Origin of the sequence: Kocuria carniphila (genome assembly GCF_004136555.1) — a bacterium.
Taxonomy (GTDB): Bacteria; Actinomycetota; Actinomycetes; order Actinomycetales; family Micrococcaceae; genus Kocuria; species Kocuria carniphila.
In genome coordinates, this window is sequence record NZ_NOIT01000026.1 from 1 (window position 1) to 25115 (window position 25115).

Below are 25115 nucleotides of genomic sequence, written 5' to 3' on the forward strand. Positions count from 1 at the left end.
TGCCCTGAACATTATTGGCAGAGGGACGTAGATTCATCCCCGGTTTCGCTGCGAACCTCTACCCCAGATGTACAGCCATGTTAACCTCTGCCCGAGATGTCACAAGGCACCCCCGGGCGCCGGGTTCCGGGCCCCGGACGTCACAAAGCCCCGCGGTCACGGACTCAAAATCCGTAACCGCGGGGCCTCGCTCATCGCTACCGAAGAATTAGAGCTGCACGGTGTCATTCTTGCCGGCGTCCGGGCGTTCGCCGGTGACGCGGGCCTTGATCAGGGAGAGCACGGTCTTGACGCCCTCGGAGCTCCAGTACTCACCGGCCTCGGTGTTCACGCGAATCAGTGCGGCTTCGGGAGACTTGGGGTCCGCCTGCAGGAACGCACCGGTCAGTGCGCTGGCGAGTTCTTCCTTGCGCTGCGGATCCTCGACCAACTCTGCACGACCGCGCAGCGACACCCAGGTACCCTTCCCCACGAATGTCACGTTGACCTGGTCGTTGGCGGTGATCTGCTCAACGAGGTCCGAATCGCGGGAGGTCATGAACCACAAATCGCCGTCGAAATCCTTGTCCTGCACACCCATCGGACGGGTCACGATGCCGCCGTCCGCGGTGTGCGTGGCGATGACGCACGTGCTAATTCCGTCGATCAGTTCCTTGATGGTTTCTACTGCCTGGGTCTTGCCGTCCGTGTTTCCCATGTGTTCCTCCATTGCGTATTTGATGGTGCTGACCCGATCTCACGAATCTGATCAGCCGGACAAAATCGTGCGTCATTAATCGGCAAGTGCTGCCTGGGCCAACGAGGCTCAGCCCACCCGCCCCAAAATGTGCTCGGCACACGCACGCAGGTCCGCGTGCCGGAAGCGGTAGCCGGCCCCCAACAACTTGGACACGTCCACCCGGTGGCTTGCGGCCACAAGTTCCTCGGTGGCTTCCTTGCCGAGCAACGCTCGCGGTCCGGCCAGCGGCGTGGGCACCATGGCGGGTCGGTGCAGTACCCCCGCGACGATCCGCGCGAAATCCTTCTGCCGTACCGGATTGGGCGCGGCCAGGTGGTACGGACCGGACGCGTCCTCCGACAGCACCAGGTGCGCCACCGCACCGGCCATATCGTCGATCCCGATCCAGCTCTGCCACTGCTTACCGCCACCCAGCGGCCCGGACAACCCCGCCGTCATGAGGGGCAGTTGGGGTCGCAGCAGGCCACCGCTCGGGGTCAGCACGAGACCGGTGCGCACGTTGACCACGCGCACGCCAAAGACTTCCGCACCGTGAGCGGCCTTCTCCCACTCGTCACACACATGCGCCAGGAATCCCTCGCCGGGAGGCTGTTCCTCGGCCAGGATCTCATCCCCGCGATCGGTCCCGTGATAGCCGACGGCCGATCCGACGACCAGGGCGCGCGGCCGCTGGTCGGCCGGAACCTGCCCGATCGCCCGCACCAGCAACTTGGTGCTGTCCACGCGCGAGCGCAGGATCTCGGCCTTGTTCTTGTCCGTGAAGCGCGTGGCGATACTCGACCCGCCCAGGTGGAGTACGACGTCGATCCCCGCCAGATCTCGCGGGTTCAGTCGACCCTTGGTCGGGTCCCAGCCGATCACTCCCGGACCGGTGGAACCACCGCGTTTGAGCTGCACCACCTCGTGACCGCCGGTTTCCAAGAGCGCGCACACCTGCGATCCGATCAGCCCGGAGGCTCCGCCCACGGCGATCCGCAGCCGAGGTCCGCGGTGCTCGTCATGGAAGTCCAGGTCCCCGCGCAACTGCCGCTCCCGGTAGGCGAAGATGCGTTCCAACTGACCCCGCATGAGTTTGTCACTCGGGCCGCTGGCCTTGTCCAGGGAGGTGGGCAGCGCACGCACCGTAACTTGGTCACGGACGAGCGTGCCACCGGACGACGTTTCCTCGAAGTTGTGCCGATGCTCCCACTCCCCCAGTGGCCCGCGTTCCATGCGATCGGTGAAGTAGTGCGGCGGATCCCAGTCACCGTGACGAGCAGTCCAGGGAACATGCACCGTGCCGAAGGTTCCGGGCACGGACACGCCCAACTTCACGCGCGAACCGGGCTCGATCCCGTCCGTCGGTGCCTCCGTGACCTTGTCCGGCCCACCGCCGAAGGGCGGGGTGAGCCGGGTCAGGGCGCCGGGACGTTGATGCCACGCGAACACCTCATCACGAGGCTGGGTCAGTCGGGTTTCGTACTCGAACTGCTGTGCCATGGCGGGGCGTCCGTTCTGTGAGCGGAAATTCTCGGGCGACGTTCGGGGCTGAAAAGCGAGTTCTCAAGGCTGAAGGCGTTGAACCCAGGATCCCTACCCGTGTTGGGACGGGGTGCATGAAACCTGAACTCAGCGAGCTGAAATCGCCCCAGTGATCAACCGTTCTGCGGAACCTGATCCACGAGCTCGTCGTCTTCAGGCTCGTCAGCCGGGGCCACCTTGCGAACCTGCTCGGAGGTGATGCGGCGGTCGCGCTCGTACGGATCCAACCTCACGACTTCACCGGTCTCCAGTGAGCGCAGTACGGCCTCGTGAACGCGGGTGTCCAGTAGGCCTTCCTCACCGGACGGTTCGGGCTGCACGCCATCGCGGATGCAGTCCACGAAGTATTGGGTCTGCCCTCCGAATTGCTCCACCGGGTCGTGGGCGAAGCTTTCCGAATTACCGTCCTTGGTGAGTGTGTAGCTGATCCCCACGCCCTCTCCGAAACCGAAGCACGGCTCCGCGGTAATTTCCCCCTCGGTACCGGCAATTGTGAAGCGTTCAGCGGATTCGGACGCGTACGAAATGGTGAACTGGGCCAGCCGGTCCTCCGGGAAGCGCAGGGTCACGGCCACGGTGTCGTCGAAGTTGAACTCCCGACCCGGAGTACGCACACCCACGGCGTGAACCGCGATGGGTTCGGACGCGAACAGGTTGCGCACCTCGTTGAGCGGGTAAGTGCCCATGTCCGGAATCGGCCCACCCCAGTAGCCGGAGTGGCCGCGGTGGTTCTCCTCCGCAATATCCTGCGAGAACACGGATGAGAAATAGCGGGGGTCGCCAATGACCTTCTGGTCGCGGACCTTCTCGATCATCTCCACGGTGCCTGGTTCCTGGTGCAGCCGGTAGGCAACCATCAGCGTGGCACCGGACTTATCGGCTGCGTCGATAATGGCCTGGCAGTCCTCCACTGAGGTTTCCATGGGCTTCTCGAGCAGCACGTGCAACCCGGCCTCGAGAGCCGGTTCCGCGAACTCGCGGTGCCGGAAAACGGGGGTGGCAACATAGACGGCGTCAATATCGCCGGAAGAAAGCAGCGCCGGATATTCCTCGTAGGAATAAGCGGCCACGCCGAACTCCTGGCCGATCTCCTCAGCCTTTTCCGCGCTGGACGTCACCAACGCAGCCAATTCGGCATCCTTGATCTGGGTGAGACCCGGGATGAACGCCTGCTGGGAAATCTGGCCGACCCCCACCACGGCAAAACGCACGGGGCCGTCAATCTTCTGGGACATGTGAACCTCCAAGAGTGGTGTCGCTTCCACGCCGAGTCAGTCAGCGTGCTTATCGGGACAACTGTTTCCACCCTACGTGCGGCTCTCAGCCTTGTCAGGGGTCGTTCACCCAGCGCGCACAACACCCGCGATTTATGGTTCCCTATTCCACTCTCGCTCATGGGTCTTGCGGAACAGGGAGCTCGAGGCGCGGGGTGGGGGCAGGAGACTTTTCCGACCCCTGGTGTACAACTTGTACAAGTTGTACACTTGCGCCATGACTTCCGTGACCCTATCCCAGTTCCGCAGCCAGCAGAGTGACTACATCGCTGCAGCCCAGCGAGAGCCTGTCGAGATCACTTCTCGCGGCGCAGGTCGCCGTGCCGTGGTCGTGTCGCCCGAGTTCTTTGACCGTGCACTCAAGGCCCTGGAGGATCAGGCTGACATCCGCGGGGCTGCGGAGGCTCGTAGCGAGGATGGACGAGTTTCCCATGAGGAACTCATGCGTGAGCTTGGCCTCTGACCCTCGTTGATGTCGTACACGATCAGGTACGTGCCTTCAGCAGCCAAGGCAATTCGGAAGCTCGACAAGCCAACAGCCCGCCGCTTACTCAATGCGATCGGGGCGTTGGCCAGCGACCCACGGCCTCCCGGCTGTATCCAACTGAAGGGCGGTAATGGTGAATTCCGCATTCGCATCGGCGACTACCGAGTCGTCTACGAGGTCCAGGACGATGAATTGGTAGTCCTCATGCTCCGGGTAGGACATCGCCGTGAGGTGCATCGATGAGACGGCGCCTATCACCCTAGATGTTGCGAGAAAGCCTGCTCGCGCCGAGCCAAGGTTACGCACCCAGCGCGCACAACACCCGCGATTTATGGTTCCCTATTCCACTTCTACCCATGGATTTCGGGGATAGGGAACCCCAAAACCGTTATGAGAAGTCGCGCGCGTTCTCCAGCACCGGAATGGACTTGCGTGTCTTCTCGACCAGATCCAGATCCAGATCCACCACCAGGTAATCGGGTGCATCCTCCAGCGACGCGACCACGGAACCGTCCGGTGCGGCGACCAGGCTGTGCCCCACACCCAGCGGTGCGTTGCCCTCAACTTTGCGACCCACCGACGCCGGGTTTGCCTGCCCCACGGCCACGACGTACGACGTCGCATCCAGGGCTCGCGCTCGCGCCAACAGTTCCCACTGTTCGACCTTGCCGGGACCGTCGCCCCAGGAGGCGCCGAGCAGGACGACCTGAGCGCCGTCGGCGGCCATGTGCGTGAAAAGTGCGGGGAAGCGGATGTCGTAGCAGGTGGCCACGCCCACGGTGACGCCGGCCAGATCAAAGGTGACCGGTGCAGCGCCGGCCTGCACGGTGTCCGATTCCTTGAAACCGAACGCGTCGTAAAGGTGGGCCTTGTCGTAGCTGAGCACGCGGCCGTCCGCGAGCGCGATGACCGCGGTGTTGCGCACGCGGCCCTCGTCGCCGGGGCTGAACATGCCCGCCACGATCGCCACGCCATGCTCCTGTGCAGCCTGCGAGACCGCCTGCGCCCACGGGCCGTCGACCGGCTCGGCAACGTTTTTGAGACTGCGACCGAAAGCGAACATCGTGGCCTCCGGCAACACCAGCACGTCCGCCTTGTCCTGTCCGGCGCGGGAGGCGAGCTCCCGAACCTGCCCCAGGTTGTCCTGCGGATCGTGCGAGCTGAGGATCTGTCCGATGGCGATGCGCATGTTTTCCAGCGTATCCGGATCGGGGTGCAGGATGGAGAGCATGAATTCACCCGCGAGCGCCGGAAAACCCCAACAGGTCCCCACATGGACGTTGGGCGCCGTGGGCTTTGTGTCCTTCTTCGACCGCTTCGGCACGCCACCCATGTTGCTGATCATGTCCAACGACACCGGCCTGGATGTGCGCCAAGTCGTCCAGTTGTTCACCGTCTACTCGCTGCTCTACGCCCTGGGGCAACCGCTGTGGGGCGTGCTGAGTGACCGGTGGGGGCGCCACATCGTGCTCCGCATCGCGCTGATCGGCGTGGTGCTCGGCTCGATCGCCAGTGTTCTGGCCAGCGGTTACGTGGCACTGTTGATCGCCCGCGGCTTTGTGGGCCTCACGGTGGGTGCGCTGTATCCCACGCTCCTCACGCTCATCGGGGATACGCGGATCGGCCCGGCCAAGGTGTACGCCCTCTCGGATCTGCTCGCATATTCGTCGATCGGCAACGCAGTGGCCACGTTGACCACCGGCGCGATCGCGGCCTGGATCAGTTGGCGCGTGGTCTTCGGCATCGTGGCCGTGGCGTGCCTGGCGTTGCTGATTCTGCTGCGTCACGTGCGCGCTCCCAGACCCGAACGCACGTCCACCGCCAAGGGAGGCGCCTTCACCAAGTGGCCGCTCGTGGTCTACGCCGTGGCCTTCACCGAGGGCGTGGTGCTCGTGGGCATCCTGACCTACGTGGTTCCCGCGCTGCAGAGCGTGGGCGTGAGCGTGGCCCTGGCCGGCGTGCTGGGCGCGACCTATGGCCTGGGCGTGGTGGTGGGCGCACCCATCATGCGGGTGCTCTCGCGGCGATTCTCGCGCACCCAGTGCATGGTGTGGGGCGGCGTGTTCATGGTGCTGGGCATGGGCGCCTCCGCCCTGTCCGCCACACCAATTCCCCTGACGGTCACGGCCGTGTGCATCGGCCTGACCAATGCGATCCTGCACTCGTCCGTGCAGGGCTGGGCCACCGAGGTCTCCCCCAACGCCCGTGCCACGACCGTTTCGTTCTTCGTCACGTCACTGTTCCTCGGTGCCGCTGCCGGCACGTTCGTCACGGCCGGTCTCGCCGACGCCGCTCGGTTCGGCACCATCTTCGGCATCGGGGCGATCGCGGGGCTGGGGATCACGGTGTTTGCCAGCACGGCCCACGCACGGTGGGTGAGATCCGCAGCTACGTCCTGACCGCGCGCCATGTCCTGACCGCGTTGGCGGGACAAACGCGCCACCGCTGCTGAGCCTCCGGGCACCCCGCACATGGGCATCAGCCAGCTGTCCAGTGTGGGGTGCACTCGGCGGTCAGGCGTACTTGGCGATCTTCACCGCGCTCGCAATCATAGGGATCTGCAACGGCAAGCGACCCAGGGAAATGAGCTGCTTCTCCATCGGCCGGTGGCGCCAGTCCCACGCCATTTTCATGTTGCCCGGCCACACCCCGAGGAACAGCGCCGTGGCCGCGACACCGCCCAGCTTGCGGGTGGCGGGCACGAGCAACAGTCCGGCCGTTGCGAGTTCTGCATACCCCGATCCAATGGCCCACTGCCGCGCGGTTCCGGGCAACTGCTCGGGAATCAATCGTTCGAACGGCCGCGGCTGCACCAGGTGAAGCACACCCATTCCCGTGAGCGCCAGGCCCGTGAACAGTGCGGACTTATGTGCGCCTTTGCGCTTCTGCGTCAGATTGTTGGTCATGGGAAAACGGTAACCCGAGCGCATTCCGGCAAGCTGGGCGGCGTCGTAAAGTGGCGATAACACGCTCGAAGGAGACCCACATGGAACCGTTCGTCACCGCCGACTGGCTGCAGGAACACCGCGATTCAGTCGTACTCGCGGACGCCCGCATGTACCTGGATGGCCGCAGCGCCCGCGCCGCCTACCTGCAAGGCCACCTGCCCGGCGCCGTGTTCGTGGATGTCTCCGGAGCCTTAGCGGCACCCGCATCCCCGGAGGGCGGCCGCCATCCGCTCCCCACTTCCGAAGACTTCGCTGCGGCCATGTCCGCTGCGGGCATCGGCGATGACACCACGGTGGTCGTCTACGACGATGCCGGTGGCGTGATGGCCGCGCGTCTCGTCTGGATGTTGCGCACCACGGGCCACGACGCCGCGCTCCTGGATGGCGGCATCGACGCCTTCCCACCCGACTCCTTGGACACGCACTTCGAGAACCCCGAACCGGCGCATTTCACACCCACCCCCTGGCCCCGTGAGGCACTGGCCACCATTGACGAAGCAGCCGGCGGCGGCACGGTGATTGACGCGCGCGATCGAACCCGTTTCGACGGTCACGGACCGGACCCCGTGGACCCGCGGTCGGGGCACATCCCCGGCGCGCACAACGTACCTGCCCGAGAGCACCTGGCCGAGGACAAGACCCTGCAGCCCGTCGAGCAACTGCGGAAGCGTTTCCAGGACGCCGGCGTGACGGACGCGAACGACATGATTTCCTACTGCGGTTCCGGCGTGTCAGCGTGCCACAACCTACTGGTGGCCGAATTCGCCGGGCTGGGGCGCGGACGACTATTCCCCGGAAGCTGGTCCCAGTACGCCCACACGGACCGCCCGGCCGAGACCAGTCCGTTACCGAACTGAACCCCAAGTCACAGCTTGGTAACTTAAGCACATTCACTATTGCAAAGTAATGCGAGGCCGTCCAAGCTATGTGACATGACCCACATGAAGGCCCGGTTCTGGACTACCTCCCTCGGACTCACCGCTGTTGTCGCTCTCACCGGATGCGGGGCCATGACCGCCGCTCCGCAGTCGAATCAGGGGAACGGCACATCAGTCGCCGCGCCTTCCGATTCGACCCCGAATACCTCCACCGATACCGCTACTACCCGCATCACCGAGAACCCCGCACCCGCCCGCACCACCGGCACCCAGCCCGCTACCACGGCACCTGTTACTTCAGCTCCTGTTTCATCGGCCCCGGCCAGCGCTGCACCCGCAGCATCCCCACCAGCAGCAGCACCGTCTACGGGCAACTCGGGTAACCCCGCTCCGGCGACCCCCGCCGTGACCGGAGACCCGGCACCCACTGCGGGAACGCCGTCGGCCCCGAAGCCCGGAACCCCCGCGACCGAGGCGCCGGCAGCGCCGTCGACCCCCGCCGCGGAGCCCCCGACGCAGGGCCCCGGTGGCTACCCCGTGGTGACTCCGGAGAACTCACCCCGGGTGGGTCTGGATACGAACGGCAAGTACGCCCCGGGTCTGAAGTTGGCCGCGATGGATCAGGGGCGCCTGTTCTTCGCCTACCCGGAGCACTGGACCGTGATTGCCACGTCTGACTCGTCCATGAGCATCAGCTCCCCGGACGGCTCCGTCGAGGGCGGGATCGACATCCGACAGGCCGGCGCCACCAAGCCCGAGATGCCCCAAATGAGTCACACACGCACGGTCTACGGCCAGGCGCAGGGGTCGGATCACGCGGCGAACGTAGTGGTGGGTCGTACGGACGGCCCGTTCAACACCGATCGGCTGAGCTGGCGCCTTCAGGACCCGACCACAGGTGGATCGGGGTTGGCACTGAGTGACGGGCGAGTGGTCGATGCCCAGCTGTACGCCATCATTGGCGAGGGCGAGCCCCAGCTGACGGGCCCGGAGATCGAGCAGGTGATCGACGGGATCCCCCAGCACCCGGACCACCTGGCGGCCCAGAACATCTTGGGAACCGTCCACCACTTGGGCTGACACCGCGTTGACGGGGAGAGGTCATCGCCGGGAGAGGGCCGGGGATCGCATACGCGGTCCCCGGCTCTTCTCTGCGTCCAGGCGGCGCGACGCCCAGTCAGGATGCTTACGTTTTATGCAGTTCAGTGCCAATATTGGAATCAACGAGTGTCATCCGTGACACCCCTGACGAGGAGGCAGCCATGACCAAGCGACCCGAGAATTCCGACCCCATTGCTTCGGCCGGCCAAATCGACGACCCCGACCAGCCCGTGAGCCGCGACGACGATCACGAGACCGGTCAGCGCGAGAAGTCCGACGAAGAAGCCGACAACCCCGGGCATCAAGCCCGAGATCGTCGCGCAGACGGAGCCACCAACGCGAAAGCCTCCCGCTCCGACGAACGCGCCGCTCGAGGCAGTGGCAAGCCGCCCAAGGCCATCAAGGAGACGGGTTTCCCCAACGTGGACGCGGCCGAAGTCGAGGCCCAGCACGGTCATGACGTCGATTCGTCGGCCATGGCGGCGGGACGCAAGTTCCAACCGCCCGTCGGTCGGAAGGACCCCAATGTCCCCAACCTCCCGCCCGCTGGCGAGGACCTGCACAGCCCTCAAGGCCGCGACCTCACTGAGGCTGCCCGCAACGACCGCGACGGCGACAGCTCGGAGGCCGAGACTTACGGCACCCCGGAGAACACGGGTGGCCCCGAGCCGATTACGCATTCTCGCGCCGTCGAAGACCGGGTGCAGCAGCAGGAGCACGACTACAACCTGGAAGAAACCGAGGACGGCGAGCGCTACATGACGCCCCGCGAGGGCCACTAGCGCGTTTCACACCGCCCAGGTGCGATTTAAGGTTCCGTATCCCCGATTCCAGCGCTTGAATCGGGGATACGGAACCTTTTTTCGTGGTCTGGCCACGCCGACGACGCCGCTCGAGCGCCGTCGTGCGCGATCAGCGAGTGGGCGAGCCGGGGCCCAGCGGGATTCCCAGACCCCACCACGCGAGGAAGAACAGGAACCAGACCACCAGCATCGCCAGGGACACCGGAATGGTCAGGGACATCAGCGTGCCGATGCCCGCCTTGGGGTACCACCGCTGCATGAAGCCCAAGGTCATGGCGAAGAACGGGTTCAGCGGGGACACCACGTTCGAGGGTGAATCGCCGATACGGAATAGCATCTGCGTGGTCTCCGGCGGGATCGACAGGTACATGAACATGGGCACGACCACGGGAGCGGTCAGCGTCCACTGCGCGGAACCGGAGGTGATCAGGATGTTCACCACGGCGACCAACAGCACGAAGCCGGCGAACAGAACCACGGTGGGCACGCCGGCGTCGCCGAGGAACTCCGAGCCCTTGATCGCGAGCACCGTGCCCATGTTGGACCAATCGAACCATGCGATGAACTGCGATGCCGCGAAGAACAGCACGATGAGCGGGGCCACCTGGGTGATGGCCGAGGCCATCATGGGCGGAATATCGGAGGGCTTGCTCAGGGTGCCGGCCACCCAGCCATAGACGGAGCCACACATGAAGAACAGGAGTGCGATCGGCACGGCCACACCGCTGATGAGCACCGAGGTCAGCGGCGATCCGTCCTCACCGGGGAACGGAGTGTTGGGCATGAACATGAGGGTGAAGTAAATGGCCAAGCCGATGGCCAGGGCAATCATTGCCGCAATGAGTCCCTTGATCTCACGCGGGGAGGTGGATGAGAGGTCCTCTTCAGTGAGGGTCTCGGCTTCGTCGCCGTTGCCGTTCTCGTCAGCGGCCTGCTCGGCCGCTTCCTGCTGGCTCAGCTCATCGGCTTCGTAGCGCTTGGAGAGCTTGGTGAGCACCAATTCGGAAACCACGGTGATGACCAGGGCCAGGACCACTGCGGATGCCGCGGAGAAGAAATAGTTGGCGATCGGAGAGACCGTGTACTCGGGATCCACGAGCTGCGCAGCGGACTGAGTGATGCCGCCCAACAGCGGGTCGGTCAGGTTCACGACCAGCGAGGCGTTGAAGCCGGCGGAGGACGAGACGAATGCGATCACCGCACCCAGCACGGCGGAGCGGCCGGCGGCCTTGAACGCTGCGGCGCCCAAGGGAATCAGCACCACGACAATGGCGTCCGAGGCAACGGAGCCGGTCACACCGGCCAGGGCCAGAACGAAGGTCAACCAACCGGCGGATACCCGCGACACCACGAGCTTGACCGCGGTGTTGATCAGGCCGGTGCGTTCGGCCACGGCAACACCGAGGAGCACGGTGATGACCACGCCCAGTGGCGGGAATGTCGCGAAGTTTTCGACGGCCTCCCCCACCATGCGCTGGGCGCCCTCGGGGGTGAGAAGGTTCTGAATCGCAACCTCTTCGCCGTCGGCGGGGTTCACGGCCGTGATGCCGATGCTCGACAGCAGTGCGGACAGCGCCACCACCGCGCCGGCCAGAATCACGAACAACCAGAACGGGTCCGGCAGCTTATTTCCCAACACCTCCACCACGCTGAGCGCGCGGATCATGGGCCCGTTTTTCGGTGGCTTTTCCTGGGTTTCATCCGCCGCGCTCGTGGATGAACCGTTCGTCTTTTTCGCCGTGGTAGCGGCCTCGGTTTCAGTCATGGAGTTCTCTCATCGGCTGTCAGGTCGAAGGGGCGCGGCGCTCATGCCCGAGTGCCCCACGACACTATCAAGACGGGGGTTTTATACACCCTTTGAGAACGTCTACCCACGTCAAACTCGAATTCGCGACTCACATCACAGGTCTATTACGATCCACAGTTTACCATTGCAAACTACTGGCAGTCTCGGAAGACTCAAAGACATGGCACAGAATAAAGCCCGCGATTGGGCAGTAACCCTCGGATTATCCACCGCTATCGCGTTGACCGGGTGTGGCGCTTCGAACCCGGCAAGCACAGCGTCCGAAACGCAACACACCACGGCGCAGGACGCATCCGCGACTGCGTCGCAAGCGACGTCGTCCCCGGCGCAGAGCGAGAACACGCAGGCCGCCTCGAGGGGTGCGAAACAGACGACCGGTGCCCTCACGGAGACCTACACGTCACCCGACGGGAGTTACTCCGTGAAGTACCCGTCCTCGTGGCAGGCCACGACCGATAAGGGCTACCTGGAACTGACTAGCCCTGACGACTCAGTCACCGGCCACGTGTCCGCAACCGGAACGTACGGTCCAGATGAGGAATGGTTCACGGATCGCCACCTCGATCACATGACCTCCTATCCCGCCGAGCGTCTCACCGAACTTCTGGGCACCACGGTGGGCCTCTACTCCGGCTTCAAGGCTGGAGAGAGTCCGGAGCAGGATGTCGTGGCGCACGGGCTGAGCCAGGTCAACGCCAGCGGCATGGTGTCGCTGGGGAAAACCGGTAGCAAGGAAGAACTGTGGGCCACCTTCGAACAGACCGGCGTGAACACAACCGGCAAGGCCCTGATGGACGCCGAGGCGGCGAAGGCCGCCGAGAAGGCGGTGAAATCAGAGAACGGTGTCACGACTCAGGCCATCCTGAAGTCGGTCGAGATCGCCCCGGAGGCCTCGCCCGAACCGCCCGCCCAGGGTGAAGCGGAGGCGTTGACGGAGACCTACACGGCGCCCGACGGTCGCTATTCGCTGAAGTACCCCGCATCCTGGACCGCGAAGACCGACAAGGGGTACTTGGAGCTGACCAGCCCCTCGGGAGAGTTCACCGGACGCGTTGCCACCACGGACATCCGACCGGCCACCGAGGAGTGGTTCACCACCACCAGGACCATGGGAGATGGTGGTGTTGAATCGCCGATCACCGAACAGCTGGGGAGCCAGGTCAGCACCTACTCCGCGTATGTTCACAGCCCCGAGTCAGCCGACAAGGACCTGGCACTCTACGGGCTGACACAGGTCAACTCCTCGGGCATGGTGTCGCTACTGGACGGCTCCGGCACGGGTGAACTCTGGGTTGAGTTCACCGCTACGCCTCCCACCGTGACCAATCAGGCGCTGTCCCATGAGGAAGCGAAGGAGAGTTTGAACAAGGTCGATACGACCTTCCAGGATGTTCCGGCGGTCAAGGCGATACTGCAGTCCATCCGCCTGGGCGACGCCGCGGTGTCAGTTGGCTAATCGCTTCGTCCAGACAGTGGACGAACCCCGATCCGGCACCGAAAGGACCGGAGACCGAGGGCCCGGGTAGCAATCGCTACTCGGGCCTTCCCATGCTCACATACGACGGCTGAAGCGTCCCGGATCACAACTTCATCCTGCACCGTCGACCAGGAAGGCCGGCCACTCCAACAAGGGAGGCAAGGCGCAGAAGGCGGAAGCGCTCACTCAGACTTACACTTCGCCGGACGGCAAGTACATGCTCAACTACCCCGCCTCATGGACGGTCTCCACAGACAAGGAGTACCTGGAACTGACCAGCCCGGACGGCTCCGTCACCGGTCACGTTTCACCCAAGAGCCTCAACGGACCGGATGCGGCCTGGATGGGGCGTCATGTCACTCAGTACGAGTCGAACCCGGCGGTGGTCATGAGTGAGATCGTGGGCGATCACGTGGCCACCTACTCCGGCTACAACTCCGCCGCCAACCCGGCGCAGGACAGCATGGGCTGGGGGCTCTCGCAGGTCAACGCGGGCGGCCTGGTCTCGATGGCTGCCGCGGACAGTGACGATGAATTGTGGGCCTACTTCGAGCAGGCCGGCGTGAATAAATCCGGCAAGGCCCTCAATGACAAGAGGGCTGCACAGGTCGCTCAGAAGACAGCCCGCTCCAAGAACGGGGCCACTGTGGAGGCCATCCTGCAGTCCGTGCAACTCGTGGAGGACCTGTCCGGCGAAACACCCCCGGACGGCAACCCCGAAGTTCTCGACCAGACCTACACCTCACCGGACGGGGCCTTCACCATGAGCTACCCCTCCACGTGGACGGTTAGGACCGACCAGGGATATCTGGAGGTCACCAGCCGGACCGGGCAGACCGTGGGCCGAATTGCCACTACGGACGTTCGACCCCTGCGCGACGACTGGCTCACCTCACCCCGGTACATGATGCCCGGTGAGGATACGCCACTGACCGAGCAATTGGGTTCGCGCGTGAGTACCTACTCGGCGTACCACCGCGACGTAGACACCCCTGACGAGGACGCCATTCTCTTCGGGCTGACCCAGATCAATTCCTCCGGACTGGTCGCTTTTGGGGAAGCGAACCAGCGGCGTGAACTGTGGGCCGAATTCACCTACGAACCGATCAACACCACCGGCAGGCACCTGACGGACGATGAGGTCAGGACCGCCCTGACCGGCCACGTCAACACCCACCAGGATGTGCCCGCCGTCCAGGCCATGCTGCAGTCCATCCGCATCAACTAATATCACCACCGACCCGACCCTGAAAGGACCGGAATGCCAAGCCCCCAGGTAGCGAGAACGCCACCCGGGGGCTTCGCGCACCGTCGGATGACCCCAAGACTGGACGTGAACAAGAGCCAGACATCCGCACGAAACCCCTTCCGACTGCAGATCCATCGCCGCGCAGAGTTAATGTCGCAGTTTAGTCACGCTATGTATTTACTATTGCAAATTACCTGTAGCGGGTTCACTCTTTACTCATGACACACATGAAAGCCCGTATCGGGGCTAGTTCAGCAATCATCGCCATGGCCTTCACGTTCGCTCCGGTAGGAGCCGCTCAGGCGGCGGACCCCCTGCCGGATACCTGCGTGACGGCACCATCTCAGCCCGTTCGGGCCTCCAAGTGCTTCACCGAGATCTCCTTCGCCAGTCAACAAGCCGTCGTCACCTATTCCTCGCGGTGGACCAGCCACTTCGGATATGAGTCGACTGACATCACCACCATGTGGAACCCGTCCCGGACTCTGAAAGGCACGGTGTACGTGCGCACCGAGTCCGACCCCGTCAAGTGGGAGCCGCGCGCGGATCACGCACGCGTCCTGAATGTCACCCCGCGTACGGACCATCCCGTGAAAGTGGTGCTGGTTCACACCCCGGGACGTGCTCCCGGGTACGACACCCTTGAGTGGCGCTTCGTGGACAACCCCGCGGTTGCCCACAACGGCATTCGATTGGGGACCGGTGAGGTTCTGGACATGCGCATCAGCACCTTCGTGGGAAACAAGAAACGTCCCATGACCAATGCCCAGATCAAAGCGGCCATGGACCGAGAACTCGGCTCCTTCGATGCACGAGAGGCCGCACAGATCATGTCCTGGGTTACCACCAAGACCTACAACTACTGATCGCCGAATGAATTCATGCACCACCCCACAGCACCATCCAACTCTTGAACCGGACGACAAGGACCGGATGAGAAAGGGCTTCGAGGAATCTTCCTCGAAGCCCTTTCTCATGTCTGGTGGTCAAAGCTGCACATCACGTGAGCCAGCTGGCCAGGTTCACTGCGAACTAGCCCCCGACCACACCCAGCACCAGGTTGATCGCGGCCGCCAGCACCACGGTTCCGAAAATGTAGGACAGCAACGCGTGCCGCGTGACCACGGAGCGAATGGCCGTGTGGGACACGTTGGTGTCCGACACCGCGTAGGTCATGCCCAGGGTGAAGGCCATGTACAGGAAGTCAACATACTTGGGCGGATCGGAACTATTGAAGTCGATGCCGCCCTTCGGCTCCGCGTAGTACAAGTTGGCATAGCGCGCCCCGTACATCAGGTGCAGCATGGCCCAGGACAGGAAGATCCCCAGCAGCCCGAGCGCCGCGGCGGCGGTTCGCTCCTGGTCGTGTCCACGCAGCAGGATCACCACGATCCCCACCAAGCCGATCAGGGCGACCGAGACGACCAGTGTCTCTTCCAGGAGCGGGTTGAAGTCCTCCCGGTTGGCGTTCGCACGCGTCCCTTCGGAGGACATCGGCCACAGCACCGCGACGGAAGCCACCACGAACAGTCCCGCCATGAACACGAGTCCCACCAGGAGACTCATGGGCAGGGTCAGAAAGAACGTGGAAATCAAGCAGGCGATCACCCCCGTGAGCACGGCGAGCGCGAGTCGCAAGTGCCCGGACGGCGGCTTCTTGAACTTGGTGGCCATGTCACCAGTCTAAATAGACGCCTACTTCTGGAAAGCCTCCAACAGGGCCCGGCTGCCGTTGGCGAGCAGAGCGACGTCGGCGCCCACGTTCACGAAATCCGCGCCCGCGGCCAGGTAGTCCCGCGCCTGGTCCTGGGCGAAGGCGTTGACGCCCACGAACTTGCCCGCGGCCTTGGCCTCGCTGATCACGTGCTTGACCGCGGCGACCACGTCCGGGTGGGTCTGCTGACCGAGCAGCCCCATGGAGGCGGCCAGGTCGGACGGGCCGATGAACACGCCGTCGACGCCCTCGACCGCCGCGATCTCGGTGATGTTCTCCACCGAGGCCGCGGATTCGGCCTGCACGATCAGCGTGATGGTCTCGCGTGCTCGCGCCAGGTAGTCGGGGATGCGGTTCCAGCGCCCGGAACGGGCCAATGCGGAGCCGACGCCGCGCACACCCTCGGGCGGATAGGCCACCGCACGCGCCGCGGCCTGGGCTTCGGAGACCGAATCCACCATCGGCACCACCAGGGTCTGAACACCCAGGTCCAGGTACTGCTTGATGATGACCTCGTCGTTGACGGGGACCCGAACCATGCCCAGCGTGGGGTAGGCGGCCATCGCGCGCAGCACGGACTGGATGGTCTCCAGGGACAGCGTCGAGTGCTCACCGTCGATCAGCAGGTAGTCGAAACCGGTGCCGGCAAGGATTTCGGCGGCGGTGGGGTCACCGGACGAGTGGAAGATTCCCACGACCGGTTGCTCGCCGTCAGCCAACGGAAAGAGGTCCTTGAGGCTCGGCAGCGCACCCGGCAGGTTCGCCGCGTCCTCCGCTCGGAAGGACTGAATCAGGTTGTTCACTCGAAGCGACATGTAATGGCTCCCAAATCTCCGTAATCGGCATGCACGGTGTCACCGGGATGGACCCACATGGGCTTGGTGAACGAGCCGGCCAGGATGATGCTCCCGGCGGGCAGCGAATCGTTGTGGGCGGCCAGCTTGTTGGCCAGCCACACCACACCGTTGGCCGGGTGGTTGAGCACGGCGGCGGCCACGCCGGTGTCCTCAATGGACTCGTTGCGGTACAGCAGCGCGGAGACCCAGCGCAGGTCCACGGCATCCGGGGCCACCGGGTTGCCGCCGTAGACCATGGCGCCCAGGGCGGCGTTGTCCGAGATGGTATCGACGATGGTGCGACCCTCCATCTCGATGCGCGAGCTCAGGATCTCCAGGGCAGGAACCACGTATTCGGTGGCGCGCAGCACGTCGAAAATACTCACGTTCGGACCCTTGAGCTCGTCCTTGAGCACGAACGCCAATTCCACTTCAATGCGCACGTTCGAGTACTGATCGTGCTTGATCACGGAGCCGTTCTCGTAGACCTGATCGGCGAAAATCGCACCGTAATCGGGTTCGCTGATGCCCGTGGCCTCCTGCATGACCTTGGACGTCAGGCCGATCTTGCGGCCCACCAGGCGGCGCCCGGATTCCTCACTGCGGCGGCGCCACTCGTTCTGCACCGCGTAGGAATCCTCCACGGTCATCTCCGGGTACTGCTGCGTGAGCCGCGGAATCATGGTGCGGTCGCGTTCGGCCGCAGCCAGATCGTCCGCGATCTTGGTGATGCGTTCCTGCTCCAGCATGGGGTCTCCCTCGCGTTGGTCGGGTTTCACTGGCGACGACGCCGCTCGGCCGCCGCGGGCGCGGAACGGCCCGGCGGCGTCGTCGTCAATCACGAAAGTCGAGTGGTCAGAGCTGGTTGCCCAGCTTGTACTCGCCCTTCTTCCAATCGGGCATGGACTCCTCGCCCTCGGAGGCGCGTGTGTAGGAGAAGCCGTCCGCGCCGATGGTCGCGGCCATTTCAGACTCGTCCGTGCGGGCAATGACTTCCTGCGGGTTGCCGTCCAGGTCGAGCACCAAGGAAGCCTCGGTGTACCAGGACGGGACCACGGGCGTGCCCCACCAGTCGCGGCGCTGATTGTCGTGGACATCCCACGTGACCACGGGGTTGTCCGGGTCGCCGGTGTAGTAGTCCTGGGTGTAGATCTCCACGCGGTGACCGTCCGGGTCGCGCAGGTAGAGGTAGAACGCGTTGGACACACCGTGGCGGCCGGGACCGCGCTCGATCTTGTCCGACTGGCGCAGGGCACCGAGCTTGTCGCAGATCGCCAGAATGTTGTGCTTCTCGTGGGTCGCGAAGGCTACGTGGTGCATGCGGGGGCCGTCGCCACCGGTCATGGCGGTGTCGTGCACGGTGGGCTTGCGGCGCATCCACGCGGCGTAGACGGTGCCCTCTTCGTCCTGGATGTCCTCGGTCACGCGGAAGCCCAGGTCCTGCATGAACTTGGTGGCGCGGGGAACGTCCGGGGTGACCTGGTTGAAGTGGTCCAGTCGCACCAGGGCGCCGGGGGTGTAGAGGTCGTAACGCCAAGCCAGGCGTTCCACGTGCTCCACGTCGTAGAAGAACTCGTACGGGAAGCCCAGCGGGTCCTCCACGCGCACCGAATCACCGATGCCCTTGGTGAAGCCGTCTTTGTTGCGCTCCACGCGGCAGCCGAGTTCCTCGTAGAAGGCGACGGCCTTGTCGAGTTCCTCCGGGCTGCGCACGCGGTAGGAGAATGCGGCCACGGCGGCAACCGGGCCCTTGCGCAGCACCAGGTTGTGGTGGATGAACTCCTCGATGGAGCGCAGGTAGATGACGTTCTCATCCTCTTCGGTCACGGTCAGGCCCAGCACGTCCACGTAGAAGTCGCGGGAGCGCTTGAGGTCGGTGACCACGAGCTCCATGTAGGCGCAGCGCAGGATGTCCGGCGCGGGAACCGAAGGGGTTTTGATCGGGTTGTCGGTGGAGATCGGGGCTTCCTGGGATACATAGAAGCCCGAGGACGTCATTGTCCGGTCTGCGGGATTCGTCATGATGGTTGTCCTTCGTGATGAGGGTGATCAGGTGGTGGGGTTCGAAAGTTTCACGTGCAGTGTGCTTGCGTAGCCGCGGGCCGGTCGCACTGACCGACCCGCAGCGCAGAGTCAGTCCTGCTTGCCGAAGACCGGGTTGTGGACCTCGCCCAGGTTGATGTGCACGGCCTGCTGGTCGGTGTAGAAGTCGATGGAGCGGTAGCCGCCCTCGTGACCCAGGCCGGAGGCCTTCACGCCGCCGAACGGGGTGCGCAGATCACGCACGTTGTTGGAGTTCAGCCAGACCATGCCGGCCTCGACGTCCTGCGCGAAGTTGTGGGCACGCTTCAGATCGCTGGTCCACACGTAAGCGGCCAGACCGTACTTGGTGTTGTTGGCCAGCTCGAGTGCTTCCTCATCCGAATCGAACGGAGTGATCGCCACGACCGGACCGAAGATCTCCTCCTGGAAGATCCGGGCCTCCGGCTTGACGTCCACGAACACGGTGGGTGCCACGTAGTTGCCGGTCTCGAAGCCCTCGGGGCGACCACCGCCGGCCACTAGACGGGCCTCGGACTTGCCGAGCTCCACGTAGGACATGACCTTCTCGTAGTGCTCCGGGTGCACCAGGGCGCCCACCTCGGTCTTGGGATCCGAGGGCAGGCCCACCTTTACGCGCTTGGCCTGAGCCGCGTAGCGCTCCACGAACTCGTCGTAGATCCCGCGCTGAACCAGGATGCGCGAACCGGCGGTGCAGCGCTCGCCGTTGAGGGAGAACACACCGAAGATGGTGGCGTTGATGGCGGCTTCCAGATCGGCGTCGTCGAAGACGATGGCCGGGGACTTGCCGCCCAGCTCCATGGACAGGCCCTTGAGGTAGGGGGCCGCGTTGGCAAAGATGATCTGGCCGGTGCGGGACTCACCCGTGAAGGAGATCAAGGGGACGTCCGGGTGCTTGACCAGCGAGTCGCCGGCGTAGCCTTCTTCGCCATAGCCGTTGACCAGGTTGAACACACCGGCCGGGACGCCGGCTTCCTCGAAGATGCCCGGCCACAGGGAGGCCGAGAGCGGAGTGAACTCTGCGGGCTTGAGCACCACGGTGTTACCGGTGGCCAGCGCGGGACCGAGCTTCCAGGACTCGAGCATGAACGGGGTGTTCCACGGGGTGATCAGACCGGCCACACCGATGGGCTTACGGTTCACGTAGTTCACCTGGCGGCCGGGGACCTTGTAGGTGTCATCGCTCTGGGCGACGATCAGGTCCGCGAAGAAACGGAAGTTCTCCGCAGCGCGGCGCGCCTGGCCCAGTGCCTGGGTGATCGGCAGACCGGAGTCGTAGGACTCCATGGCCGCCAACTGGTCACCGCGGGACTCCACGATGTCCGCGATCTTGTGCAGCACCCGCGAGCGCTCGCGGGGCAGCATCTTGGGCCAGGGGCCCTCTTCGAACGCGGTCTTGGCGGCGGCCACAGCGGCCTCGATGTCCGCCTTCTTACCGGAGGCGGCCTTGATGTAGGGCTCGTTGGTGACCGGATTCAGAACATCAAAGGTGTCTCCGTCAATGGAATCCACCCATTCGCCGTTGATGTAGTGGCGGATGGAATCGGGCAGGCCCTGGGGCTTGGCATCGGTGTTCGTAGTCATGTGAGTACTCCCAATGTGTGTGCTGGGTGTGGACGGTTGGTCAGTTGGTTCCGCGGCTGTTGAGGTAGCTGCGCAGCGTGGCGGTGCGGTGTTCGCGCACTGCCTTCTCCACGGCGTCCGCGGGGGCGTGGGTCTCGATCAAGTGCAGGATCTGGTAGTGCTCGTTCACGGAAGCGCGAGCGCGGTTGGGCACGAAAGAGAATGTGGAGGTGCGCAGGTGATTCAGGCGTTCCCATTCCACGGCGATCATGTCGTTGAGGCGCTGGTTGGGGCACCGGCACGCCAGAATCTGGTGGAACTGGTGGTTGACCGCGGTGAAGGTTTCCGGGTCGAAGTTCTCCAGTGACTCCTCGAGCTTGGCGTTGAGTTCGCGGGCTTCGGCGAGTTCTTTCGCCGTGAGGTGCGCCGCGGATTGGGCGGTGGCCGCACCCTCCAGGATCCCCAGGGCCTCCATGGAGTAGCGGTACTGCTCACCGTCCACCATTGCCACCCGGGCGCCCACGTTGCGTTCGAACGTCACCAGCCCTTCAGCCTCCAGCCGACGGATCGCTTCGCGCACCGGCACCACGGACATGCCCAGGGTTTGGGCAATGTTCGCGAGCACCAAGCGGTATCCGGGCGTGAAGGACTGCTCCAGGATCTGCACCTTGATCCACTCGTAGGCGTACTGGGCCTTACCGAGTTTCTGAGTTGCTTCCGTACGAGCCGGGGTGGTCATGGGTTGTCTCTGTCCTTGATCAGTTCCGTGTCAGCCGGTTCAGTTACCCGGAACCGGGTTCTCGGCCAGCCACTGCTGGAACTTTTCTTTCCACTCGCCGGTGGGCGGGAACAGGCCGTCGACGGGGTTGCCCTCGGCCACGCGCTCGGCCACCCAGGCGTCCTCGTGTTCCTTGGCCAGTGCCGCGTCCACGACCCCCTGGGCGATGTCGCGCGGGATCACGATCACGCCGTCGTCGTCACCCACGATCACGTCGCCGGGCAGAACGGTCGCGTTGCCGCAGGCCACGGCGATGTCCTGGTCCCACGGGACGTGACGGCGCCCGAGCACGGCGGGGTGTGCGGTCTGGGCGAAGACCGGCAAGCCGATCTCCTTGACTGCCTCGTAATCGCGCACGCCGCCGTCGCTGACCACACCTGCTGCGCCGTTGAACTGCGCGCGCAGGGCAAGGATGTCGCCGAGTGTTCCGGAACCGGCCGATCCGCGGGCCTCGATCACGATGACTTCACCCGGGCCCACGGCGTCGAAAACTCGCTTCTGGGTGTTGTACCCGCCGCCGTGGGATTTGAAGAGGTCCTCGCGATTCGGGACAAAGCGCAGCGTCTTGGCCGTGCCGACCATCTTGGTGCCGACCTTCTGCGGGTAGACGCCCTCGATGACCACGTTGTTGAGGCCGCGCTTGCGCAACTCCGCGGACAGGCCAGCGGTGGGCGCCTGCTCGAGCTGGGCGCGCAGGTCCTCGGGCAGGCCCTTGCTTTCTTCGGCCGGGAGACCGGCCTGTTCGCGGGAGCCCCACGCTTCTTCGCGCTGCTTATCGTCCACGGCGGGCATTGCGCCCAGGTTCGAATCGAAGCTCGCGGTGCCCTCGGTGACGCGACTGATCAGGCGGCCGGTGCTCGGAGCGCCGTCGGCCTGGGGTGCGTCAACTTCAATTTCGACGACGTCGCCCGGCTGGGCTACCGACGATCCCGCCGGGGTGCCGGTCAGGATGACATCGCCCTCTTCGAGCGTGACGTGCTGGGAGAGGTCCGCGACGAACTGGGCGAGCGGGAAGATCATGTGGTCGTCGGCAGTGACGTCGTCCTGAACCAGGTCGCCGTTGACCCAGGTTCGGACACGCAACTGGTCCGGGCTGACCCTACGGGCGTCGATCAGCTCGGGGCCGACCGGGGTGTAGCCGTCGCGGCCCTTATTGCGCAGGTTGGAACCCTTGTCCGCGGCGCGCAGGTCGTAAACGCCCCAGTCGTTGGCGGCGGTCACAGCGGCAACGTGGTCCCAGGCGTTCTCGAGGGAGACGTTCTTGGCTGGCTTGCCGATCACCAGGGCGATCTCGCCCTCGTAAGCGAGCAGCTCGGTGCCCGCGGGGCGCTCCACCTCTGCGCCGGAACCGGCCAGGGAGCTGAAGGGTTTGATGAAGTACGAAGGAACCGCCGGCTTGCGACCGCGCTGTGCAGCACGGGATTCGTAGGCCAGATGCACGGCGATGATCTTGCCCGGCTTCACCGGAACTGCCGCGACCTGGGAAGGAACGTTCTGAGTGCTCTCAGTCATGGAGCCTCCTCTGGTTATCCTCGGATGTTATTTGAAATCGTATATTATCTGTGGCGAGGCAACAAGGGTTGATCGCGCTGTTTGCTCGCGGGGCGGGCGTGGAGTAACTGAAAATCGCTGGAACTACGCGGTTTGATCGTATCCAACTTGTACACGCTTTGACTAGTTGTTGCGGGGTCTTCTTCGCGGCGTGTATGACATGCGCCACTGCCGATGGCCACCCGTGGCCCAGGAAGCGTTCACTCAACCCCAGGCCGGCCAAGCTGACTGTCCCATACTTGCCCTTTGTCGACGTTTACATACGTGTTGGCCGATCGAATACTTGAAGCGTCATGTAGATTTCGAAATTATTCCCAGCGCAACCCCGGAGTCAGACATGCCCTACGTTCCTACCCACCCCTCACCTGCACCTCAGAAAAAGAAGGTGTGGCCGTGGATCCTGGCAGCTATAGGCGCCGTGGTACTCCTCGTCCTCACGCTGATCATCGGAATTGCGGTGGGTAAAGTAGGTAGTTCCTCAAATGGGGAAACAGAGGAGCCTGTCGCGGCAGCCCCGAGCGTCGCACCCGCCAACGAGGCTCCCGCGTCAAGCGATGAAGCCTCTCCTGCCTCACGTTCCGATCTTCAGACTCCCCAGATGGCCGGGCTGACCGACCGGGGAACCATCCCCATGGTGCCTGGCTCTTCAATCACCACATCAACCCCAGAACATGGTGAACTTGCCTCGATGATGGTGCATTCGATCGAAGTCGATCCCGTCTGCACCGGGCCGTACGCCCGGCCACCCAAAAATGGGCACTTTGTAGTCATGGATGTATCTGTGAAGGTTGCACCTCAGAGCACCTTGAGCGCAGCGGGGAATTACTACCCCTCCGTGAGTTTGCGTCAGGGAGGGTTCCGCGCGGTGGACAATGACGGCAATGTAACGCCAGGCAATGACATCATCGGCAACGGCTACGGATGCCTCCCTGAAGAAGACACCGTCCCGGTCGATGTAAATGCTGGCGAGAAAACTTCCGGCAAGATCATCTTCGATGTTCCGACCGCCGAGGGAGTCATCATCCTCCCGGAACTCTTGGAGCCAGCTTCTGACAACAACGGCTGGGAATGGGCTTACCCCGCCCAATAGGTTCCCTGGCGATCGGCAGCCAGCCAACTGCTAATAAACTCCCGCAAGCACCATTCATGGCATCGCGCAATCTGCTCGACATTAGGACCACCCCGCGCGCATGCCATGCGCTCTGATCGACGGTGCGGCCACGAAATCCCCGCGGGTTCAGAGGGTGGTTGCAACGCTTCTAGTGACAGGGGTGTTGTGTGATGGGTTGGCCCATGATTGGTCCATTCGCGTTCTGGCGGCGTTCCCCGGCTCTTGCCGAGGCTGTCTGGGATGCTCGTGGTATGGGAAGAACTACTGGTGAGATCGCTTCCGCACTGGGACTAGCCAGGCGTCCGATGGAAAATTACATCTGGAGATGTGGCGGGATACGTCCGCAAAAATGGGCTAATCCCTCCCGGCTGCTCAGTTACCAGGAACGGCTGCTGATCAAGGAGCTGTTGATAGAGAAACGTTCCTACCGGCAGATCGCAGCCCAGCTGGGGCGGGCTCCATCAACGATCAGTCGCGAAATCAAACTCGGCTCCCTGGAAGGAACGCGAGGCCGTTACCTGCCCACGCGAGCTCAGAATCTGGCCTGGTTCAACCGGTTACGTCCCAAGCCACTGAAAATCACCAGTGATCACCTCCTACGCGAAGCAGTCCAGACCGGGTTGGATCAGAAGTTCTCCCCGGAACAGATCGTGGGACGATTACACCGTGATTACCCCGATAATCCTCGGATGCGTGTGAGCCACGAAACGATCTACCGCACGATCTACCTCCAAGCCCGCGGCGGGCTCAAGCGAGATCTCACCGCGCTGACCCGCACCGGGCGCACTATCCGTTACCCCAACCGCAAGCCCGATGCCCGCCGAGGCCGGCTCAAGAACATGGCCTCGATCTGGGAGCGGCCCGCAGAAGCCCTGGAGCGGAAAGTTCCCGGTCATTGGGAAGGGGATCTGATCGTGGGTAAGAACGTCGCCTCGGCCATTGGCACGGTGGTGGAACGGTTTTCTAACTACGTGTTCCTGGTCAAACTCGACCCCACCCTGGACAGACCTACCGCCCTGGTTCAGGGGCTGGTACCCAAACTGGCCCAGCTACCAGACACGTTGCAACGATCCTTGACCTGGGATCAGGGCAAAGAAATGGCCAGGCACCGACAGATCACCATCGATTCCGGAGTGCAGATTGTCAAGCCCCGAGTTTTGTAGAGGGATTTCTATCTGGAAATTGATGTCAATGCTCGAGCAGGCTGCTCCGCGTGG

The 25115-nt window shown here is 63.9% G+C and carries 24 protein-coding genes; 11 read left to right on the forward strand and 13 right to left on the reverse strand.

Annotated elements, in window-relative coordinates; translation table 11 throughout:
• Positions 1-208: 208 nt before the first annotated feature.
• The 3 genes from EWV37_RS14795 to EWV37_RS14805 all read right to left on the reverse strand — a co-directional run bounded on the left by EWV37_RS14795 (position 209) and on the right by EWV37_RS14805 (position 3495).
• The gene (locus tag EWV37_RS14795) at positions 209-697 is read right to left on the reverse strand and encodes a pyridoxamine 5'-phosphate oxidase family protein (RefSeq protein ID WP_158222949.1); all 489 of its coding nucleotides are present in this window, start codon (positions 695-697) and stop codon (positions 209-211) included.
• A gap of 108 nt (positions 698-805) precedes the next feature.
• A complete protein-coding gene (locus EWV37_RS14800; protein WP_129702432.1) occupies positions 806-2218 on the reverse strand; it encodes a TIGR01777 family oxidoreductase in 1413 nt (470 codons plus the stop codon).
• 155 nt (positions 2219-2373) lie between these two features.
• On the reverse strand, positions 2374-3495 hold the full coding sequence (locus EWV37_RS14805) for a Gfo/Idh/MocA family protein (protein ID WP_129702433.1): 1122 nt from the start codon (positions 3493-3495) through the stop codon (positions 2374-2376).
• Positions 3496-3751: 256 nt separating this feature from the next.
• On the opposite strand from EWV37_RS14805, the gene EWV37_RS14810 reads away from it, so the two are divergent.
• Complete coding sequence (locus EWV37_RS14810) at positions 3752-3997, forward strand: type II toxin-antitoxin system Phd/YefM family antitoxin (RefSeq protein WP_129702434.1); 246 nt, start codon at positions 3752-3754, stop codon at positions 3995-3997.
• Positions 3998-4006: 9 nt separating this feature from the next.
• Positions 4007-4264: a type II toxin-antitoxin system RelE family toxin gene (locus EWV37_RS14815; protein WP_129702435.1), complete on the forward strand. Its 258-nt coding sequence runs from the start codon at positions 4007-4009 to the stop codon at positions 4262-4264.
• A 145-nt stretch (positions 4265-4409) separates the two neighbouring features.
• Here the strand turns inward: EWV37_RS14815 and EWV37_RS14820 are convergent, their stop codons facing one another.
• Positions 4410-5210, reverse strand: a complete 801-nt coding sequence (locus EWV37_RS14820) for a carbon-nitrogen hydrolase family protein (RefSeq protein ID WP_129702452.1) — start codon at positions 5208-5210, stop codon at positions 4410-4412.
• Between the two features lie 40 nt (positions 5211-5250).
• Here EWV37_RS14820 and EWV37_RS14825 point away from each other — a divergent pair, with 40 nt between their 5' ends.
• Complete coding sequence (locus EWV37_RS14825) at positions 5251-6420, forward strand: MFS transporter (RefSeq protein ID WP_129702436.1); 1170 nt, start codon at positions 5251-5253, stop codon at positions 6418-6420.
• 114 nt (positions 6421-6534) lie between these two features.
• On the opposite strand, the gene EWV37_RS14830 is transcribed toward EWV37_RS14825, so the two are convergent.
• Positions 6535-6927, reverse strand: a complete 393-nt coding sequence (locus tag EWV37_RS14830) for a DoxX family protein (protein ID WP_129702437.1) — start codon at positions 6925-6927, stop codon at positions 6535-6537.
• Positions 6928-7007: 80 nt separating this feature from the next.
• Between EWV37_RS14830 and EWV37_RS14835 the strand changes: the two genes are divergently transcribed.
• From EWV37_RS14835 to EWV37_RS14845, 3 genes are all read left to right on the forward strand, one after another.
• Positions 7008-7826: a sulfurtransferase gene (locus EWV37_RS14835; protein WP_129702438.1), complete on the forward strand. Its 819-nt coding sequence runs from the start codon at positions 7008-7010 to the stop codon at positions 7824-7826.
• 75 nt (positions 7827-7901) lie between these two features.
• Positions 7902-8927 (forward strand): hypothetical protein, encoded by a 1026-nt coding sequence (locus EWV37_RS14840; RefSeq protein ID WP_129702439.1) that lies wholly within the window; start codon positions 7902-7904, stop codon positions 8925-8927.
• Positions 8928-9109: 182 nt separating this feature from the next.
• Positions 9110-9730 carry a hypothetical protein gene (locus EWV37_RS14845; protein ID WP_095798474.1) on the forward strand — a complete coding sequence of 207 codons (621 nt, stop codon included), beginning with the start codon at positions 9110-9112 and terminating at the stop codon, positions 9728-9730.
• A 130-nt stretch (positions 9731-9860) separates the two neighbouring features.
• Here EWV37_RS14845 and EWV37_RS14850 read toward each other — a convergent pair whose 3' ends face one another.
• On the reverse strand, positions 9861-11516 hold the full coding sequence (locus EWV37_RS14850) for an AbgT family transporter (RefSeq protein WP_202976231.1): 1656 nt from the start codon (positions 11514-11516) through the stop codon (positions 9861-9863).
• Positions 11517-11718: 202 nt separating this feature from the next.
• Between EWV37_RS14850 and EWV37_RS14860 the strand changes: the two genes are divergently transcribed.
• The 3 genes from EWV37_RS14860 to EWV37_RS14870 all read left to right on the forward strand — a co-directional run bounded on the left by EWV37_RS14860 (position 11719) and on the right by EWV37_RS14870 (position 15150).
• Positions 11719-13014 carry a hypothetical protein gene (locus EWV37_RS14860; RefSeq protein ID WP_165189481.1) on the forward strand — a complete coding sequence of 432 codons (1296 nt, stop codon included), beginning with the start codon at positions 11719-11721 and terminating at the stop codon, positions 13012-13014.
• Positions 13015-13252: 238 nt separating this feature from the next.
• The gene (locus EWV37_RS14865) at positions 13253-14263 is read left to right on the forward strand and encodes a hypothetical protein (RefSeq protein WP_129702442.1); all 1011 of its coding nucleotides are present in this window, start codon (positions 13253-13255) and stop codon (positions 14261-14263) included.
• Between the two features lie 239 nt (positions 14264-14502).
• Positions 14503-15150 (forward strand): hypothetical protein, encoded by a 648-nt coding sequence (locus EWV37_RS14870; RefSeq protein WP_129702443.1) that lies wholly within the window; start codon positions 14503-14505, stop codon positions 15148-15150.
• 166 nt (positions 15151-15316) lie between these two features.
• On the opposite strand, the gene EWV37_RS14875 is transcribed toward EWV37_RS14870, so the two are convergent.
• The 7 genes from EWV37_RS14875 to EWV37_RS14905 form a co-directional block, all read right to left on the reverse strand.
• The gene (locus EWV37_RS14875; protein ID WP_129702444.1) at positions 15317-15958 is read right to left on the reverse strand and encodes a DUF1345 domain-containing protein; all 642 of its coding nucleotides are present in this window, start codon (positions 15956-15958) and stop codon (positions 15317-15319) included.
• Between the two features lie 21 nt (positions 15959-15979).
• A complete protein-coding gene (locus EWV37_RS14880) occupies positions 15980-16813 on the reverse strand; it encodes an HpcH/HpaI aldolase family protein (RefSeq protein WP_129702445.1) in 834 nt (277 codons plus the stop codon).
• Positions 16798-17583 carry a 2-oxo-hept-4-ene-1,7-dioate hydratase gene (gene hpaH / locus EWV37_RS14885; RefSeq protein WP_129702454.1) on the reverse strand — a complete coding sequence of 262 codons (786 nt, stop codon included), beginning with the start codon at positions 17581-17583 and terminating at the stop codon, positions 16798-16800. Before hpaH ends, EWV37_RS14880 begins: the two co-directional genes overlap by 16 nt.
• Before the next feature lie 106 nt (positions 17584-17689).
• On the reverse strand, positions 17690-18856 hold the full coding sequence (gene hpaD / locus EWV37_RS14890; RefSeq protein ID WP_129702446.1) for a 3,4-dihydroxyphenylacetate 2,3-dioxygenase: 1167 nt from the start codon (positions 18854-18856) through the stop codon (positions 17690-17692).
• A 111-nt stretch (positions 18857-18967) separates the two neighbouring features.
• On the reverse strand, positions 18968-20479 hold the full coding sequence (hpaE, locus tag EWV37_RS14895) for a 5-carboxymethyl-2-hydroxymuconate semialdehyde dehydrogenase (protein WP_129702447.1): 1512 nt from the start codon (positions 20477-20479) through the stop codon (positions 18968-18970).
• A 40-nt stretch (positions 20480-20519) separates the two neighbouring features.
• On the reverse strand, positions 20520-21197 hold the full coding sequence (locus EWV37_RS14900) for a GntR family transcriptional regulator (protein WP_129702448.1): 678 nt from the start codon (positions 21195-21197) through the stop codon (positions 20520-20522).
• A 39-nt stretch (positions 21198-21236) separates the two neighbouring features.
• A complete protein-coding gene (locus EWV37_RS14905) occupies positions 21237-22748 on the reverse strand; it encodes a fumarylacetoacetate hydrolase family protein (RefSeq protein ID WP_129702449.1) in 1512 nt (503 codons plus the stop codon).
• 637 nt (positions 22749-23385) lie between these two features.
• On the opposite strand from EWV37_RS14905, the gene EWV37_RS14910 reads away from it, so the two are divergent.
• Entirely contained in the window at positions 23386-23877 is a 492-nt protein-coding gene (locus EWV37_RS14910) for a DUF4352 domain-containing protein (protein ID WP_129702450.1), read from the forward strand.
• A 326-nt stretch (positions 23878-24203) separates the two neighbouring features.
• Positions 24204-25061, forward strand: coding sequence for an IS30 family transposase (locus EWV37_RS14915; RefSeq protein WP_165189484.1), 858 nt, complete (start codon positions 24204-24206; stop codon positions 25059-25061).
• Positions 25062-25115: the final 54 nt, after the last annotated feature.

Bases quoted from the DNA above. Each gene is read 5' to 3' on its own strand.
- EWV37_RS14795 (WP_158222949.1), bottom strand. From the start codon at position 697: ATGGGAAACACGGACGGCAAGACCCAGGCAGTAGAAACCATCAAGGAA.
- EWV37_RS14800 (WP_129702432.1), bottom strand. From the start codon at position 2,218: ATGGCACAGCAGTTCGAGTACGAAACCCGACTGACCCAGCCTCGTGAT.
- EWV37_RS14805 (WP_129702433.1), bottom strand. From the start codon at position 3,495: ATGTCCCAGAAGATTGACGGCCCCGTGCGTTTTGCCGTGGTGGGGGTC.
- EWV37_RS14810 (WP_129702434.1), top strand. From the start codon at position 3,752: ATGACTTCCGTGACCCTATCCCAGTTCCGCAGCCAGCAGAGTGACTAC.
- EWV37_RS14815 (WP_129702435.1), top strand. From the start codon at position 4,007: ATGTCGTACACGATCAGGTACGTGCCTTCAGCAGCCAAGGCAATTCGG.
- EWV37_RS14820 (WP_129702452.1), bottom strand. From the start codon at position 5,210: ATGCGCATCGCCATCGGACAGATCCTCAGCTCGCACGATCCGCAGGAC.
- EWV37_RS14825 (WP_129702436.1), top strand. From the start codon at position 5,251: ATGAATTCACCCGCGAGCGCCGGAAAACCCCAACAGGTCCCCACATGG.
- EWV37_RS14830 (WP_129702437.1), bottom strand. From the start codon at position 6,927: ATGACCAACAATCTGACGCAGAAGCGCAAAGGCGCACATAAGTCCGCA.
- EWV37_RS14835 (WP_129702438.1), top strand. From the start codon at position 7,008: ATGGAACCGTTCGTCACCGCCGACTGGCTGCAGGAACACCGCGATTCA.
- EWV37_RS14840 (WP_129702439.1), top strand. From the start codon at position 7,902: ATGACCCACATGAAGGCCCGGTTCTGGACTACCTCCCTCGGACTCACC.
- EWV37_RS14845 (WP_095798474.1), top strand. From the start codon at position 9,110: ATGACCAAGCGACCCGAGAATTCCGACCCCATTGCTTCGGCCGGCCAA.
- EWV37_RS14850 (WP_202976231.1), bottom strand. From the start codon at position 11,516: ATGACTGAAACCGAGGCCGCTACCACGGCGAAAAAGACGAACGGTTCA.
- EWV37_RS14860 (WP_165189481.1), top strand. From the start codon at position 11,719: ATGGCACAGAATAAAGCCCGCGATTGGGCAGTAACCCTCGGATTATCC.
- EWV37_RS14865 (WP_129702442.1), top strand. From the start codon at position 13,253: ATGCTCAACTACCCCGCCTCATGGACGGTCTCCACAGACAAGGAGTAC.
- EWV37_RS14870 (WP_129702443.1), top strand. From the start codon at position 14,503: ATGACACACATGAAAGCCCGTATCGGGGCTAGTTCAGCAATCATCGCC.
- EWV37_RS14875 (WP_129702444.1), bottom strand. From the start codon at position 15,958: ATGGCCACCAAGTTCAAGAAGCCGCCGTCCGGGCACTTGCGACTCGCG.
- EWV37_RS14880 (WP_129702445.1), bottom strand. From the start codon at position 16,813: ATGTCGCTTCGAGTGAACAACCTGATTCAGTCCTTCCGAGCGGAGGAC.
- hpaH (WP_129702454.1), bottom strand. From the start codon at position 17,583: ATGCTGGAGCAGGAACGCATCACCAAGATCGCGGACGATCTGGCTGCG.
- hpaD (WP_129702446.1), bottom strand. From the start codon at position 18,856: ATGACGAATCCCGCAGACCGGACAATGACGTCCTCGGGCTTCTATGTA.
- hpaE (WP_129702447.1), bottom strand. From the start codon at position 20,479: ATGACTACGAACACCGATGCCAAGCCCCAGGGCCTGCCCGATTCCATC.
- EWV37_RS14900 (WP_129702448.1), bottom strand. From the start codon at position 21,197: ATGACCACCCCGGCTCGTACGGAAGCAACTCAGAAACTCGGTAAGGCC.
- EWV37_RS14905 (WP_129702449.1), bottom strand. From the start codon at position 22,748: ATGACTGAGAGCACTCAGAACGTTCCTTCCCAGGTCGCGGCAGTTCCG.
- EWV37_RS14910 (WP_129702450.1), top strand. From the start codon at position 23,386: ATGGCCGGGCTGACCGACCGGGGAACCATCCCCATGGTGCCTGGCTCT.
- EWV37_RS14915 (WP_165189484.1), top strand. From the start codon at position 24,204: ATGGAAAATTACATCTGGAGATGTGGCGGGATACGTCCGCAAAAATGG.